We start from the raw sequence: 16,522 nt of genomic DNA, 5'->3' as shown, positions 1-16,522 counted from the left end.
CTTGAAGGGTCGCGATATCGCGATACAGCCTGATTTTCGAAGCTTGCCTTCGGCCCCGAATCTCTTGATCTTCGGCCGAAAAGGGAATTCGCAAGTGAATGGCGCTGGACCAGCTATCCGGACGGCAATCATTGAGGGATCACTCGCGTTTCATACGCATCGGCTTGCCGCTGCTCGCGCAGGGCTTTCAGGACTTCAGATCCTCACCCTCCCCCAACTTGCGGCAAGGCTAGCAGGCGGGTTCTCCACGCCAGTCACTCTTGAGCATCTCGAGCCCGCAATCCAAGCGGCCCTGAATCAAGGGGACTTCGTCGAGTTCGAGCCCGTGCGCCGTTTGCCTGGTATGGCGCGAGCCGTGGCAGGCACTCTGAGGAAGGTATGGGAAGCTGATCTCGATCTTTCTGCGGCTCGCTACGCCGAGAGTGCCCGTATTCGTGAACTCAGGCTCATTGGGGACCGCCTAAGAACCTTTCTGCCGAAAGCCATGCCCAGCACGCGCGAATTGCGCGACGCCGCGATGGAGCGGCTTCAGCACGCGCCGCGCCTGATCGGCCCGGTTCGTATCGAGGGTCTGTCCAACGTCGTGCCAGTCTGGCGGCAACTTATCAATGGACTATGCCGCGTCGTTCCCGTCGAATGGCACGCTCCCAAGGACGCGGATACTGGGTGGTTTCCTGGGACCGTCAGGTCTATCGAACATACTGCGCCACCCAGTGAGCCGAGCTTGGTCTCGTGCGCCGATCCTCGTCATGAGGCGGTCGAGAGTCTGCGGTGGGCGCGCGAACTCATCACATCAGGAATCGCGAAGCCTCACGAGATCGCGATAGCCGCCTCCAGTACCGGGGCGTGGGACGATCACTTCCTAGCGCTGGCCGCCGACACGGATCTGAAGATCCACTTTTCGCATGGCATTCCTGCTCTAGCCACGAGAGATGGACAGCGCTGCGCAGCCTTGGCCGACATCTTGATGCATGGATTTAGCCAACGGCGCATCCGGCGCCTATTCTCGCTCTGCCGTGGTCAGAACCCCGAGTTCGACGATTTGTTGGATCGATGGATGGCGGTCGTGCCGCGGGGCGCGAGCCTGCTGACATTGGAAGACTGGGGGCGCGCGCTCGATACGGCGAAGCTAAGAAACCCATCCCTCGGTCCGGCGGAAACTGTCCTCTCAAGGCTGGAAGTTCTCGCGAAGGGATCGCCGGCTTCTGCAGACGCAGCGTCCCTGTTCTTGCGCGACCGGTCACTACAGATCTGGGAAGCAGCGACGCGCTCCGCGCCGGTGGACGCGATAGAGTTGTCCCTCCGGAACACCCGCCTTGCGGCGGAAACCGATGCGACGGACTCCATCGCTTGGTGTACAGCGCGCGAGCTTGCAGCCGCGCCACGTCCCTATGTGCGTCTCTTGGGGTTAACCAATCGGGGTTGGCCGCGTCGGACGGCCAGCGACCCCATCCTTCCGAGCCACATCGTACGCGCGCGCGAGCTCGATCCCGATCCGGCCTCGCAAGCTGATCGTAGACACTTCGAGGTAATTCTCGGAGCCGCAACGGGGCAAGCCGTATTGTCCCGCAGCCGCCGGGGGGCTCAGGGTAGCCGTGTCGGACGAAGCCCTTTGCTACAAAATCGGCCTGAGACCGCGCTGTCGCGTGCGCGCATTCCCGAACATGCCTTCAGTGACGCTGACAGATTAGCGGCGCGCCCTGATGAGGCTCGCGAGGTAGGCCTGATCGCATCGGCAGGGCGATGCTGGCGTGATTGGCACGAAGAGAACCTCACAGCGCACGACGGGCGCTTCGAGCCAGGTAACGCCGTGATCAAGTGGGCAATCGGGCGGGTTCAATCCGCGACTTCGCTGCAGAGACTGCTGCGCGATCCGCTCGGCTTTGTCTGGCGATATGCGTTGCGCTTCGATGCGCCGCGCGAGCGAGCCAATCCGCTCACAATCGCACCGGATGAGTTGGGAAAGCTGGTGCACGAGCTCTTGCGGCGTGCGGTGGATTCTCTCGAGCCAGATCCTGGTTACGCGAGTGCTTCCGACGTGCAGATCGAAAATGCGTTGAAGGATGCCGCAGACGCAGTTCACCGGTCTTGGCCACTCGAACAACCCGTTCCACCAAGACTGCTATGGGCAAACACAGTGGAATACGCCTCGGCGATGGCGCTCGCCGGACTGTTGCGCAAGGAGATCGCTGAGGCGACCACGCGAAGTTGGACCGAGGTGCCTTTCGGCCAACCTGAGGACTTTCGTACGGATCGAGATCTTCCGTGGGATCCGACGATTCCGGTTCTTATACCCGGTACACCAATTCGTCTTTGCGGCTCAATTGATCGCCTCGATCTGAGGAAAAATCCCGTTGCCGCAAGAGTGACGGACTATAAGACCGGCAATCCTCCTAAGAATCCGGAGCGCGTCGTGATCGGCGGTGGCACGGAGTTGCAGCGCTGCCTCTATGGTCTCGCCTGCCGACAGCTCTTAGAGGATGAGCCAAGGGTGATAGCGCGACTGCTGTACTTGGCGGGAGACCCGTTTGCCGTAAAGCTTGACGATCTCGACGCGGCGCTCGAACAAGTCACCGGCTTCGTGAACGAAGCAGTTGCGACGCTAGAGCGCGGCACCGCGGTACCGGGGCGATTGTCGTTCGATTCGACCAACGATCTCCGGTTGGCACTACCGGCATCTCCGAGCTACGAGCGCCGCAAGCGGACGGTTTTCGGCAAAGCTGCGAACGATCTTTCCCGTTTCTGGAGCTACCCGTGACGGACGAGACGGACGACCGGAATAGACTTCGCGCCCTTGCTGAAATGCAATCGACCCTGCTCGTCGAGGCCGCGGCGGGCACAGGCAAGACTTCTTTGCTCGCCGGCCGAGTGGCCATGCTTCTTGCCGAGGGCACGGATCCGGCGTCCATAGCGGCCATCACATTCACCGAGCTCGCGGCAGGCGAGTTGCGGCAGCGCGTCGCGCAGTACCTCGACGCCTTGTTGGCCGGGCGAGTCCCCGAAGAGATGAAGCTTTGTCTGCCGAACGGGTTGAGCCCCGAGCGGAAGGAAAAGCTCAGGGCGGCAAGCGGCTGTCTCGACGAGCTAACTTGCTCGACCATTCACGGCTTTTGCCACGATCTCTTGAGCGCCTACGCAGTTGAAGCGGGCATTGACCCCGGCGCGGAGGTGATGGATCGCGACCAGGCGGATTTCGTTTTCGGTGCGATATTCGAGCAATGGTGGCGCGATCGTCTCGACGCGGCAAAGCCAGACCACGATCCGATCGCTTTGGTGGCACGAAAGGATCCCATCGGCGCCGAAGAGCTTCTACGCGATTTTGCCAACTTCAGGCGGCGCTATCGTAACGCACGGCCACTTCGACCTGACCTCGACAAAGATGCGATCATCGACTTTTCGGAGGCCGTCCGCGAGTTCAGGCGCTGGTGCGCGAGCGTCGCCGCTCCTCCGGAGGCCGAGCCGGAAATTGATCATCTGGAGGTGTTGGTATCGCATTTCGGCCCTATCTCCGCCGGCACGCTCAGTTTTGAACTCTTGTGGGACATGGCGCACCCTGCCTGGCTCCCGATTATGAGGAAGAACTCGTTCGATCTTCGTGAATACAGGCGCCGTTCGATGTGGAAACGCGTCGGTGGCAATGAACGCGGAGACCGTCTGGCCGATCAGGCTGAGGAGCATTACGCGCGCTGCCGCGCATGCTACAGCAGGCTCATGGGCCGGATTGCCACCTGCATCGTGAGCACCTTCTCCGCCGAGCTCGATGGTCTGCTCATAGAGTACGAAGCGTTCAAGCGCCGTGCTGCTGCGCTGGATTTCGACGATCTTCTCTTCACTTGCCGTGAGGTGCTCCGCCAGTATCCGCAAGTCCGCAAGGCGGCGGGCGATCGGTTCTCGCGCATTCTCGTGGACGAATTCCAGGATACCGATTCGGTCCAGGCCGAGATCATGTTCCTGCTGTGCGGTACCGACGATGACAGCGAGAGCGAGAGTTGGTACGAGCGTCGCCTTCAGCCTGGGCATCTTTTCGTGGTTGGCGATCCGAAGCAGGCGATCTATCGCTTTCGCGGCGCTGACCTCGCGATCTATCTCTTGGTCCGTGGTGCCATCCAAGCGCAATTCCCCGACAACATACTTCGTATCACCGCGAACTTCCGCTCTCGGGTTCAGATACTGAATCACATAAATCGGTGCTTTGCGGATCCGCTGGCGGCGCAAGAGGCTGGTTACGTAGCTCTGCGCGGCACTCGGGATGCTGCGGAACACGGATTTCCGTGCGTCGCCAAGGCAACCATTCAGCTCCTGCCCAACACCTGGCTCGACAGCAGCAGAGACGAAGAAGCGCGCGTTGTCGCTGAAATCTGCTCGCGGCTGATCGGAAACGTCGAACTGACGCTAAATGACGGAAAGCGCAGACGACTAACACCGGGCGACATCGCCCTATTGGCGCCCGTATCAACGGATCTGTGGCGCTACGAACGGGCCCTTGAGGAAGCCGGGCTGCCCTTTGCATCACAAGCCGGGAAGAATCTTTTCCGTCGGCAGGAGGCTCAGGATCTCGTTGCGTTGGTGCGCGCGTTGGCCGACCCTCGCGATACGATCGCTCTGGGCGCGTTGTTGCGCGGTCCATTGGCCGGCCTCACCGAGCAGGAGTTGCTCGAAATCACGCAAAATCTGTCTGGGCCTGACGATGCCGCTGGATTCGGCAGGTTGTCCTTGAACGTCGACCCGGCGAGCGTGTCAAACGCGGTCGCTCGAGAGGTTCTCGGGATCCTGCGCGAACTTCGCAAGCGGGTGCGTGGCACGACGCCGGCGCTGCTTCTTGCCGAGGCTATCGAGCGACTGCGGATCCGAGCGATCGTCGCCGCCCGGAGCCCGGATCAAGCCGCGCGTGCGCTCGCGAATATCGACGGGATTCTGGAACGCGCTCGAAGCTACGGCGTGCGGGGATTCGCCCAGTTCGCTGATGACCTGGATCGGGATTGGTCGAGCGGTCTTGGTTCAACCGAAGGATTGGTCGAAGCCGACGGGCAATCGATCGAAATCGTGACAGTGCATAGCTCAAAGGGTCTGGAGTGGCCTGTGGTGATCCCGATCAACCGTGCCTCCATGCCACGTCGGAGCGAACCGTTCGTCTATCGGCGGAGCGACGAAAGCTTGCATTGGGCATTAGGGCAGATCACTCCGCCGTCTCTCGAAAGCGCCCTTCAGGGTGAGAACCGGGAAAGACGCCACGAAAGCCTTAGGCTCCTCTACGTCGCATGCACCCGCGCTATGGAGCTGCTAATCATTCCGGACTTTACCTGGAGCAACGATTCGTCCTGGGCGAAGCTGCTGGACTTCCAACTCGCCGACATCCCCGAATTGGACCTGGAGCGGCTGCCTCGCGGCGCCTTTACCGCGCGAGGTCCAATTGAAAACCATCAGACGTCCGAGCTCTTTGCAGCCGAGCACGCGCGGCTCCAGGAGGCCTTCCGACCGGTGAAGTGGGTTCGGCCAAGCGACGCCGACCCTGACATCGTACCGATCCAATTTTCCAGTTCGCCTTCCGATGAGCCGCTTGAAGCTCCTGTCCAAGTAGACGGCAGCCGTGCTCGTGGCATTCTCCTGCACAAGCTGATGGAAGAGCTGGTGACGGGCGAACTCTTAGCGACCGTGGACGACGCGAGCGCGAGGGCGGCTTTCCTATATGATCAGCTGTTCTCGTCGCCCAAATCAGCACAAGGTTTGCCTGATCCGGGCGAGTTGGCTGCCACAGCCCTCCGGACCCTTGCTCTGCCGGAGCTCCAGCCGTTCCGACATCGACTCGTGGCAGAAGTGCCGATCTATGGCCAAGTTCCGGCTCGTCCGGACACGTTCATTTCGGGGCGGACAGATGCGATCGCTTTCACCAATGATGGCCACATGGTTGTATTCGACTGGAAGAGCGACGTTGCGCCGGACCATATAGCGAGAACGGAGTACCGGCGCCAGCTCGGCCAATATCTTCATGTACTAAGGGCCACACGCGGGGCTGTGGTTTACATGACATCGGGGCAAGTTGACTGGATCTCTTGGGCCTGAGTGCGGCTAGTAACGCAAACTGCGTGGTCGCACACGGCTACAGGCACCTCAGTACGCAACGCGAATAGCCGCACCTCTGGTACTTCCGCAATTTTACGGAAACCTGGGTTAGCACCGCTCGGCAGACTTCCCACCGATTAAAGCCAGCACCTCGAGGCAAACTCACCTCGACGATAGTCTAGTTCCCCATGCCCAACAAACACTTGTCGACAGGCGCTTTTTCCGAGGAGATTGCGAGTGATTCTTCACGGCCAGCCATCTCCCTGAATGTCTCCCCCTCTCGCTGCGTTTGTAGAAACCGAGCGGAGATAGTCAGGCTGGTTTTCCCCAACGCGTCACGAATATCCTCCGATTGATCCAGATATCCACTTGAAGTTGCAGGAATAATTGCGGAAATTGCTGAGGGGGTGGCACGCGCCGTCCACGGGGCTCTGCATCGGCACCTTAGCCGTACCGTTCCCTCACCCGTGACCATGTCCGAGTGCCGACCAAGTTTGGACATTTGAACTCAACAGGACACGATGCCCTCTTTCCTTGACGATTTTGCAGGCTTTCTTGAATTGGGCGCATGGACGTCTCGTCACGTCAGACCGTTGTTTGATCTATTTCGGGATGAAAACGTTGCGCCTGCCCTCGCGCTTATCATCTTCGGGAGCGCATTGATTTTTTGTGTCGCGTTCCTACTTGATTCGACCCTGATACGCATTCGCGTGTGGCGGCGCGTAAAATTTGTTCGAAGGATCAAGGATCGAGTTTCGTTCGCTGAACAGCTGCCCGAAATCGATAAACTGATGCTCGGGTACAAGTACCTGCGGCATTCTTGGCAAGAATTCCGCGAGACACTCATCGAGCCAGAGCCGAATAGTGAGAATCCGCGCGTAGTCCTCAACACCGATCGGCCGCAGAATTATTTTAACACTGCGGAAGCAGGTCTACGATTTCCGCTTTACCGTGCAATGCCGAACCTTTTCGTCGGGATCGGACTGCTACTAACATTCTTTGGTCTGGTTACGGCTCTTTTCTTTACCACTGCCGCCATACGAGGAGCCGCGGATCTTACGGCAAGCCAGAATGCGCTCCGTGATCTACTATACGCAGCGTCCTTCAAGTTCTACACGTCGATTGCAGGCCTTGCCGGCTCAATCGTGTTGACGCTTGTTATCCGGTACGGCGTCTCTGCGATCGAAAGAAGCTTCGATCACCTTGCGTCAGCCCTTGAAGCAAAACTCGTTTTCGTCACTCCGGTATCGATCGCATTCAGCCAATACCGGGAAGCGCGAGAACAAACTAGAAATCTCAAGCTCTTCAATACTGAAATCGCCATCAGCGTGGGTAAGCGGATCGAGGAAGCACTCGCCGCAACGCTGCCCGCATATTTGGCGCAAGCGATGGCGCCGATCGGCAAGAGCCTCGATGAAGTGGCAAACAAGCTTACTTCAATGAACGAGGGCGCGATCGGCGAGATGGCCGGGAATTTTGCCAATAAGCTGCAAGGTGCAACTGGCGATCACTTGCAGGGCCTGGCAGGCACGCTGTCTGAGCTGCGAACCTCCCTTGAGGAAATGAACCGAAATATGAAGGAGAGCGGCGCCACCATGGTTGCCAGCGTGTCACAATCGGCGCAGGAAATGCGCACGATTGTGGAGACGATGACTTCCAGCTTGGATAACGCAGCCGCTCGAATGTCCACTAGTTCGGAGTCGGCTGGTACCCGCTTCAGTTCCGAGCTAGCCGCAGCAAGCGATGCCTTCGAACAAGCCTCCACGCGCCTAACCGCTAACATTGAGGAGACGATTAACTCGATTAGCCGAGAGCTCTCAAGCAAGTCTGCTTCAATTGGGGAGCAAGTTGCGGAGGCTGCGATCAAAGCCGGTGAAGACTCTCGGGTCAAGATTGTCGACGCCGGAGACGATCTGACAAAGACATTCTCCGACATAGGGAACCGACTGGCCGATGCGGTCGCTCGTATGGAGCGGTGCTTCGTTGGCACCGTCGACGAGATGTCGAAAATCGAGGGCGCGATAGATCGGCACGTTCAATCATTAAGCCAGCTGACTAAGGCTGCTCAGCAAACTGAAGGTGCTATGAGCAGCAGCGCAAAATCTATTGTCGAAGCGGGCCACCCGATCGCCGAAGGTTCTCGGCTAATTGCCGTTGCTTCTCAACGAATCCTTGACGCGACCACCGGCTCCGAGAGGAGCATTTCCGGCGCCCAAACAGAGATCCGAAACATCAGCGAGCTTTTGCAAGCGACCCTTCGTACCACCACCGAGCAGTGGGAAAGTTACGAGCGGCGTTTCAAGGACGTTGATGATAGTTTGGGTGTCGTTCTCGATCGGATCATCAGATCGGTGCAAGAGAATCTGGAAGCACTTCGCGGATTTGTTGAGAAGGTGGACGAAAAGCTATCCGGTGCAGTCGATCGATTGGGCGGGGGAATAGATGAGTTGGGTGAATTTGCGCAGTCCATGGAGCATTTGACGGCGAATTTGAGTACCGCGCGCAACCTTAATCCAGATAGCGCAGTGAGAGGCTAGGCAAGATGGCAACTCGCCATTATTCCGATCACGCCGAAGAGGAGAGCTATTTCGCCTCAATGACCGACGTGTTCATCGGTCTTCTGTTCATATTTATTATTATGCTGATGTTTTTCGCCATGCGGTTTCAGGAGGCAACCGAGAAGCAAAAGGAAGTAAATCAGACGCTAGCCGACGCAACCCAAAGGCGGAATGAAGCCACAAAGAAGCAGAACGATCTCATTGAGGATCTCACCGCCTCAGAGGCTACGCGAGCGGAGGTTCTGCAGAACATCGGCAGTTTCCTTCAAAGTCGCGGCCTCAATGTCACGATCATCAGGGACGAAGGCATTCTGCGGTTGCCTGAGGAAATGTTGTTCGCCAAATCGAACTGGGAGTTAAGCGCGAGAGGCGTGGACGCATCCAGAGTTCTAAAGAACTTGGCGGAGGCGCTAGACCAAGTATTGCCTTGCTACACCCTCGGCTCACGCTCGCGCACCGACAACTGCCCTAAAACCAAATCAAAGATCGAAGCCATCTTCATAGAGGGGCACGCAGATGCGGACGCATACAATCCTCGACGCAAGCCACCGATCAATCCCGGTCCGGCGACCGCCAACGCGCCACCACCCAGCGGCGTCTTGTCTATGTTTCGACGTGACACTGCTCCCACCCCTCCTACATCCCCGGACAATCGCCCATCAACCGCTCTCATATCCGGCCCCCCGAAGGACAATCTCGACCTATCTGCTCTTCGGGCTACGAGCACTTTTCGAGAATTGATGCGTGTCAAGCGGGAGCTCAGCCTCTATTTGAACCCAAATGGGAAGCCGGTTCTCAGTGTTTCGGGATATGGAGAGTATCGGCCCGTGACTCCCGAATCAGGCGAAAATGCCGAGAGCTTGAAGCAGCGAAATCGCCGCATAGACCTACGCATCTTGATGGCTAGCCCGCGTTCCGAGGATGCGAAGCAGATCGAACACGACCTCAATAGCACTGAAGACGTACGATGAGCTTGAGTGAACGAGTCGAAGAACTTAAGGCGCTTAGAACATTAGTTCGCGCGCCACGGCTACCGGACCGCCCTAGAGTAGAGCGAATTTACGATGACTTATGCAAGCGCTACGAAGAAATTCGCCGCCTCGATAAGGTCGACTACGCCGTTCTGCTGGAGAAGCTACGGTCGGCGGCTCGCGCGGGAGATTTGTCGTCTCTCAGCTTGAGGGACATGCGGCTTTCTGCCAGCTGCTTATTCGACGGGGAGGCTAAGCTAGCGGACGATCCGCGATTTCTAGAGCTATACCTGGGTGCCCTCCGTTCAATACGAAGCCGCCTCGCGATCAAACGTCTCATTCATGCATATTGCGCCCACTTCGACGAAAAGCATCCTGGAATCCGTCAGATTGGGATGTTTCTGCGGGAGATAATCACAACCATTCCAACGAATGGACAGTGGTTGTGGCCTGAGAGGCACCAACTGTACGGACTTTTCAACCCAATGCAGGTTTCCGCGCGTCTGTGCGATGCCATCATGAAGACTTCAAATCCACGCAAAGAGATGGAGCTGGCGGGCCTTAGTGGACCATTGCTGTCCGGCGGACTCTCCTCGGCCGTATTTTTGAACGCACTTGTCCTTACCGAGCATCGCCTCAAAAGTGATCCAATGCTCGAGGATGTCGATCGCGTCATTGCATGGGCGAAGTCAGACACTGGCGGGCTTCATTATTCGGCGCATCGTGGCGCGATTGCCAACGCTCTCCTGACGCCTTGGGCAAGAAGCGATCCCGACCCAGCAATCAAGGATGTCATTCAACGGTTCTTGATCGAAAACCTAAGCGACCCACGAATCGATCGAGGAGCGTGGTTGGGCACACGTCAAGCAGCTCTAGAGACAATAATCAGATGGCTAGCGCAGGCCACCCTTGAGCAATTTCTTAAGGTCGTCGACCGCGTTGCCGAACGACACCAATGGGATTACCGACGTGCTTTCTGGAGCGCATACATCGAAAGAGGATTTGTTGCCAACGCGTGGGTTGCATTCGGAAGTAATGGTGCGCACGTTGCGCGCAAGATCGCGGAAGCAACGTCTGACCAACTTATGAATCGCTTCGGCACGCTGGGCGGCGCGGGTCCTGACCAAGCGGTACTGCTGCTCAGCATCGGCGATCTGATCGTCGCCGACTGGAGTCACAACGGTCGGCTCCGTATTTGGAGGAGAGGAAATGCTGCGGCCCCTAAATTTAACTCGTCGACCTACGTAGCGGTTGAGCTACGGAAAGATTCCGATTTCGATATCGTTCATAGTCCGCCCGATGGATGGCAAGGCAAAGCCGAGAGCTACATTCGAAGGCACACAGGAATCAGATTGGCAGAGCACGAATACCTACCGCGTAGAGGCAAGAGGTAAACCCATGGGTCGTCTCTCTTTTCAATACGGGATAACGCAGGGAGGTGTGGAACTACGTTTGGTCGAGAAGCCGTGGATCGGTCGTACCGAAACTCTGCCGGTTGAGATCTGGGCCGATCGTATGTCAAACCAGTCGTTCTCAGGACTTTCCCGCATACTTGCGTCGGCAGACGACACTGAAAGCCGGGTGGAAAGACGCGCAGACGCTCTCTTTATCGATGATGAGACGATTGCCTCGCTGTCCGAGCCGCAAGCCCTTGGCTTAGGGCTGCCGCCTTCCATGCGCTTTGTCCTGCAGGTAAGTACACAGAATCTGGTCACGGACGCGGATTTTTCCATTTCGTACCGATGGATCGACGAGGCAAACAGGTCTCTACGAGCGGAAAGACGAGGTGCTTTGGTATCTGTCGGCGGCGAAAACTACAGGTTGCCACAACCGTTGTTCTCCATGATTGAAGCCGTGGACGGCTTCTCTGCTGCGGATATTCGCGACGACGGCGCCCGCATGGAGCGTCTAGCGCGCTTGCAAGCCCTATTTCCTCAGGAGACAGTTGAGCAGCTTTCTATCAATATTTCTCCAATTTTCGGATCGTTCATGCGTCCGCGTTCTCGCTTAGTTTGAGAGTAAACAAAGGAAGCTTCGATTTTGATCCGGTTTTATTTGGACGACGCATTCGTGATCGTGGCCGCGAGGACGATATCGGGGCAGCGGTAAGCGAGACAGAAGGTGTTTTGACCGAGCATCAGCAATCTGTTTTCGCTAACGAACGCTTCCGATCATCACTTGCCGTAAAATCCTCCTACCTAATCGAGCGCGGAGTTTATCTGTATCTTGATCCGGTGCTGCAGTCCGCCATGACCGTGGTCCATCAAATGCAGCAGGCGGATGCCGAGACCCGCAAGCGCTTCGTCCAGGCCCCCCAACTTTACCTGAAGGAGGCTCTTGGAGAGGCTCTTGCCGAGGATGAAGTAGAGCGGATCTTCGTGGAAACGGAGCAGTATTCAGCTCGTGTCACTGGTATTGGCGTCTGGACACCTCCGGTACTTCCTTGGATCAAGCGAGAGCCTAATGCTTGGCTCCCGGAGAAATTTGGCCTGCAGGTTGGCGGACAATACCTAGAACTTAAGCCTGAGGACGTTGCAGCCCTCCGGGACTCGATCAAAAACGCCAAAGCGAAAGGTGAGGAGTTTGTCGAGTTCGGAGAACAAAAAGTCCGAATCCCAACTACAGATGAAACTGAGAAATCGCTGTCTGAACTGATGGGAGCCATCGATCCGTCGCCTAACCTGGTGACAGCCGACCAAACTACAGCGCGACCGACGGAGCGTGCGGGCGAAGACAAGCACGTTCTCCTCGTTGAGGAAAATTTCGACAAGCTCGGATTCACCAGAAAGCCATCACCGCGAAGTGGCCCGACCTTAGAGTTGCCAGTCGCGGTACGCCCAACTTTGATGAAACATCAAAGGACCGGGTTGCAATGGATGCAGCAGAACTGGATGCGCGGTACCGCGGGCGTGCTGCTTGCCGATGATATGGGCCTTGGGAAGACGCTCCAAGCGCTGTCGTTTCTCGCGTGGCTCAGAGAGCAAAGCCAACGTGTTTCGGGTCAAAGGCGGCCGATAATAATCGTCGCACCCACCGGCCTTTTGGCCAACTGGGGTAATGAACATGACCACCATCTGCACGAGCCCGGGCTTGGAGAGATATGCCGAGCCTACGGGCGACACCTTAAGGCCTTGAAAATATCGAGTACGCGTGACGTGGACCGCGGAGCTCCAGCTCTCGATCATCGACGCATGCAGCAAGCAGACTGGGTCCTGACAACCTATGAAACCTTGCGGGACCACCATCTTAGCTTCGCATCGATACCCTTTGCGTGTGCGGTATTTGACGAGATGCAAAAGGTGAAATCGCCCTCCTCGCTGCTGACTCGTGCGGCGAAGACGCTGAATGCAGACTTCATTCTTGGTTTGACAGGCACACCGATCGAGAACCAGCTTTCGGATCTTTGGTGTATTATGGACATAATAAGTCCGGGCTGCCTTGGCGACCTAAAGGATTTCAGCAAGAGGTATTCGCCAGACGACGATGAAGCCATGGTAACGCTTCACAAGGCGTTGCTCTCGAGTGATTCTGAGACTCCATCAGCAATGTTGCGCCGGCTAAAATCAGAAGAACTGGAAGGTCTCCCGGAGAAGCGGATTCACGTCCGTCGACGCGCAATGCCATTGGATCAGGCGCGCGTATACGCGAACGTGGTCAATCGCGCGAAGGATCCCGCGTCGGGACCTATGTTGGAGACATTGCACTTGCTCAGGGGCGTTTCACTGCATCCGATTTGGCCGCCGGCCGGTGAGATCAAGGATCCAAAATCATTCATCGAACAGTCTGCGAGGCTGGCTGAGACATTCTCAATTCTGGATGAAATTGCTTCGCGCAAGGAAAAGGCCTTGATCTTTTTGGAAAGCCTCGAGCTCCAGGAGCACTTGGCCCCCATCATTAAAAGTCGATATGGGCTCGCAAGGAGGCCCATGCAAATCAATGGTGAGATTTCAGGAGACAAGCGCCAGGCTTTCGTCGATCAGTTTCAGCAGCAGCGCGGAATGTTTGACGTAATGATTCTCTCGCCTCGTGCGGGTGGAGTTGGCTTAACGCTGACCGCGGCCAATCATGTTATTCATTTGTCGCGTTGGTGGAATCCAGCAGTTGAGGACCAATGCACCGACCGCGTGTACCGCATTGGTCAAGACAGGACGGTGCACATCTATTATCCGATGGCAATTCACCCAAGTTATGGCGACAGTAGCTTTGATGCCCTTTTAAACGCTCTTCTTGCTCGCAAGCGCAATTTATCAGCGCGCATGCTCGTTCCGCCGGTAAACGCCAAGCGAGATCAGGATTGGTTTACCGAAAATCTCGCTCGAGAATCTCCGGAAATCAGACTTAGTCCAGTCGAAATTGACGACCTTGATTTTATGGAACCGATCGCATTTGAACGGTGGGTGCTGAGCCGCTGCATCTCGCTCGGCTGGGAAGCATCGCGCACCCCGAAATCTCATGACGGCGGCGCGGACGGCGTGTTGCTGCATCGAGCTTCCGGTGCCCGCGCTATCGTTCAATGCAAGCACACTCAGGGGGACAATGTTGTTTGCGGTCCAGAAGCTATAGATGACTTGCTGCGAGCACGAACAAACTATTCGGAAGATGCTCGGCTCTTGGCAGTCACCAACGCGGCCCGGTTCTCGCGCTCAGCGGTCGAACGCGCCGAGAAATACGGGATTGAATTGGTTGGCCGCAAGGAATTGCTCGAGTGGCCGAGGCAATTGCTTGCTTAACGCGCTCAAGGTCTGATGGGCGAGACCGATTACCCCGGCCGCGTAAGCAAGTATGTCAACCTTCTTGCCGGTGAGGTGAAGCGCGTACGGGAAAACCGTGGTGTCCTGTCGCCGGTTCCTCGTTTGGCTAGAGGCATTCACGGATGCTGGAGTGTTCGATCCGTACGATCGCTTCTAGCAACCGTCGGGCCGCGTCCATGCCTGCTCCGGGATCAGTTGAAGTGGCGCACGAACAACGCGAGCGGCCGAGACGCCCAGAACCTCCCAGACCATGCTGAGGAAATCGGCGCGGATGTCGTCTAGCAGGATATTGAGCGGAGCCGATGGCAGTAGCCGCTCGGGGTCGCGACAACCAGGCTGACGCACGCTGAAAGCGTGCCGACCGTGTAGGCCGAGCAGCGTTCGAATTTCAACCGTTTCTGCGCAAAGTCGAATTCTTGCGGTTCCGCCCCTGGTTTTGCCCCTCCACGGAGATCGTGGTGCGCTGCAAAACTAAGAAATTTTGAGCAGGCCATTCCGCTTTCGATGCTTCCCTTCGTGCACCGGGTATGTCGCCTTTCTCAAGGCCGCTCCGGGAGAGCGCGTCGGAAAGGCCGACGCAGCTCGAAAGGAACCACAATGAACGGGAAGACCATCGGAATCGCGCTTGTCGCCGTCGCAATCAGCATGCAGACCGCAGCGGCACAGGAATGCCGCAAGATCTACGTCAACAACAAACCGGTTACGATTTGCCCGAAGAAGCAGGGGCCGATGACCCTGCCGAACCCGACGGTGCCACCGAAGAAGCCGACCTCGCACCGCACATAAATCTCGGCCGCCCGCCGGCTCCTCAGCCCCCGGGCGGCCTTTTTCAACCCTCAACCCACCTTAGATCAAGTTCAAACATCGTGTAGGTGTCCCATGCGCAAGTATCTTCGTGTTCTTGTCTGCTTGCTCAGCCTCGGCGTGACGACGACGGCAGCGTCCGCTCAAGCCCTCATCGTCGCTCGCGCCGTCTCAAGGGCGATCGTCGGTGATACAGCCGCGATCGCGGCGTCCAGGAGTTCGCTCTCTTTTGGCAGTTCGGCCATGGAGAGGGCGATGCAAGGTATTGCATCGCAGCGCAGACTTTCCTTGCTCGACAGCACGGCACTGAGCACGTCCGTGCTCGTCGGCGGGGGCATGTCGCGGACGTGGGCCCGGAGCAAGGACAACGACGTAACCATCGTGGATCCGGTCATCAGTTCGAACGTCAAGGAGTTCTGCGCCGAAAAGGCCGATACGCCCGAGCACAATCGAGCGAGTAAGGCTTTGCTCGCGGCCCTGAACGTAGAAGCTGACAAGCGTCTACGCCGCTATCCGTATCTCGGCTTGGAAGCGGATGACGTCTCGAGCGAGATGATGATGAAGATACTGGTCAGGTGTCCGTCTCTGTCCGCCCTGCCGGACGGAAGGCTTCGAGCCTACGTGCTGAGGGCGCTGAGAAACATGCTCACCGACGAGGGGCGGAGCATTCAATGGACGCCTATCGAAAGCATCGATGAGCGCGATGCCGACCCCAACCAACTTCTCTCGGAGGGCGTCGAGTACAGAGATGTTATGGCCAAGCTGCAGGATTCTCTCAATCCCAAGCAGAAGCAGGTCTTCGAAGGCCTCGTTGCAGGGCGCGATCAGAAAGCAATCGCAGCAGATATCAACAACTCGACGCGATGGGTGCGCACACTTCACGGGCAGATCGAAACCAAGTACCAGAACCTGAACGCTCATTAATCCGCCGCGAGTGACGGCGTCGCTCTAGCGAACCCTGCCGCCGGATCGACTGCTATCCGGCGGGCTTCCTGCAAGGGATGGGTCCAGAATGGCCGCGGCGCGACTGATCACCCACAAACGGACAGCGTTACGCCGACCATGCCGACGCCTCCCATGAGATCGAGATGTCCGGCGACGGCACATAGCAGCTCAGGTAGAATGGTCCGACGACGGAACGGATCGACCGTCTTGTCGACGCAAACGCGGGTGATTTGAAAGATGTCGGCGGAGTGTGGAAGGTCGTCCCGCACGAGGTGAGGCCAATAGCTCTCCATCATGTAGGGCCGGTCAGTGCGAAGCATGCGGATGAGACCACGCACGATCCGCTGTTCATCACGCCATACCAGGTATACCGCGGCAGGGGTGTCGAACTCGTCGAATTCTAGATCGCCGTGATGCAAATGGGGCAGCCCCG

The 16,522-nt window shown here is 57.5% G+C and carries 10 protein-coding genes; 9 read left to right on the top strand and 1 reads right to left on the bottom strand.

Going from position 1 to position 16,522, the window contains the following annotated elements:
- Position 1: 1 nt before the first annotated feature.
- The 9 genes from QA640_RS48275 to QA640_RS09890 all read left to right on the top strand — a co-directional run bounded on the left by QA640_RS48275 (position 2) and on the right by QA640_RS09890 (position 16,068).
- Complete coding sequence (locus QA640_RS48275; protein WP_349253704.1) at positions 2–2,758, top strand: PD-(D/E)XK nuclease family protein; 2,757 nt, start codon at positions 2–4, stop codon at positions 2,756–2,758.
- On the top strand, positions 2,755–6,060 hold the full coding sequence (locus QA640_RS09925; RefSeq protein WP_349253703.1) for a UvrD-helicase domain-containing protein: 3,306 nt from the start codon (positions 2,755–2,757) through the stop codon (positions 6,058–6,060). Before QA640_RS48275 ends, QA640_RS09925 begins: the two co-directional genes overlap by 4 nt.
- 521 nt (positions 6,061–6,581) lie before the next feature.
- On the top strand, positions 6,582–8,597 hold the full coding sequence (zorA, locus tag QA640_RS09920; RefSeq protein ID WP_283040503.1) for an anti-phage ZorAB system protein ZorA: 2,016 nt from the start codon (positions 6,582–6,584) through the stop codon (positions 8,595–8,597).
- Between the two features lie 59 nt (positions 8,598–8,656).
- Positions 8,657–9,589 (top strand): hypothetical protein, encoded by a 933-nt coding sequence (locus tag QA640_RS09915; RefSeq protein WP_283040502.1) that lies wholly within the window; start codon positions 8,657–8,659, stop codon positions 9,587–9,589.
- Complete coding sequence (locus tag QA640_RS09910) at positions 9,586–10,983, top strand: EH signature domain-containing protein (RefSeq protein ID WP_283040501.1); 1,398 nt, start codon at positions 9,586–9,588, stop codon at positions 10,981–10,983. Before QA640_RS09915 ends, QA640_RS09910 begins: the two co-directional genes overlap by 4 nt.
- A 4-nt stretch (positions 10,984–10,987) precedes the next feature.
- On the top strand, positions 10,988–11,605 hold the full coding sequence (locus QA640_RS09905) for a hypothetical protein (protein WP_283040500.1): 618 nt from the start codon (positions 10,988–10,990) through the stop codon (positions 11,603–11,605).
- A 110-nt stretch (positions 11,606–11,715) separates the two neighbouring features.
- Complete coding sequence (locus QA640_RS09900) at positions 11,716–14,319, top strand: SNF2-related protein (protein ID WP_283040499.1); 2,604 nt, start codon at positions 11,716–11,718, stop codon at positions 14,317–14,319.
- A gap of 618 nt (positions 14,320–14,937) precedes the next feature.
- On the top strand, positions 14,938–15,126 hold the full coding sequence (locus QA640_RS09895) for a hypothetical protein (protein ID WP_283040498.1): 189 nt from the start codon (positions 14,938–14,940) through the stop codon (positions 15,124–15,126).
- Between the two features lie 93 nt (positions 15,127–15,219).
- Complete coding sequence (locus QA640_RS09890; RefSeq protein WP_283040497.1) at positions 15,220–16,068, top strand: hypothetical protein; 849 nt, start codon at positions 15,220–15,222, stop codon at positions 16,066–16,068.
- 107 nt (positions 16,069–16,175) lie between these two features.
- On the opposite strand, the gene QA640_RS09885 is transcribed toward QA640_RS09890, so the two are convergent.
- Positions 16,176–16,508 (bottom strand): acyl-homoserine-lactone synthase, encoded by a 333-nt coding sequence (locus tag QA640_RS09885; RefSeq protein WP_283040496.1) that lies wholly within the window; start codon positions 16,506–16,508, stop codon positions 16,176–16,178.
- Between the last annotated feature and the right edge of the window lie 14 nt (positions 16,509–16,522).

It is taken from the genome of Bradyrhizobium sp. CB82 (genome assembly GCF_029714405.1).
Lineage (GTDB): Bacteria > Pseudomonadota > Alphaproteobacteria > Rhizobiales > Xanthobacteraceae > Bradyrhizobium.
This window is presented reverse-complemented; position numbering and strand designations above follow the sequence as displayed.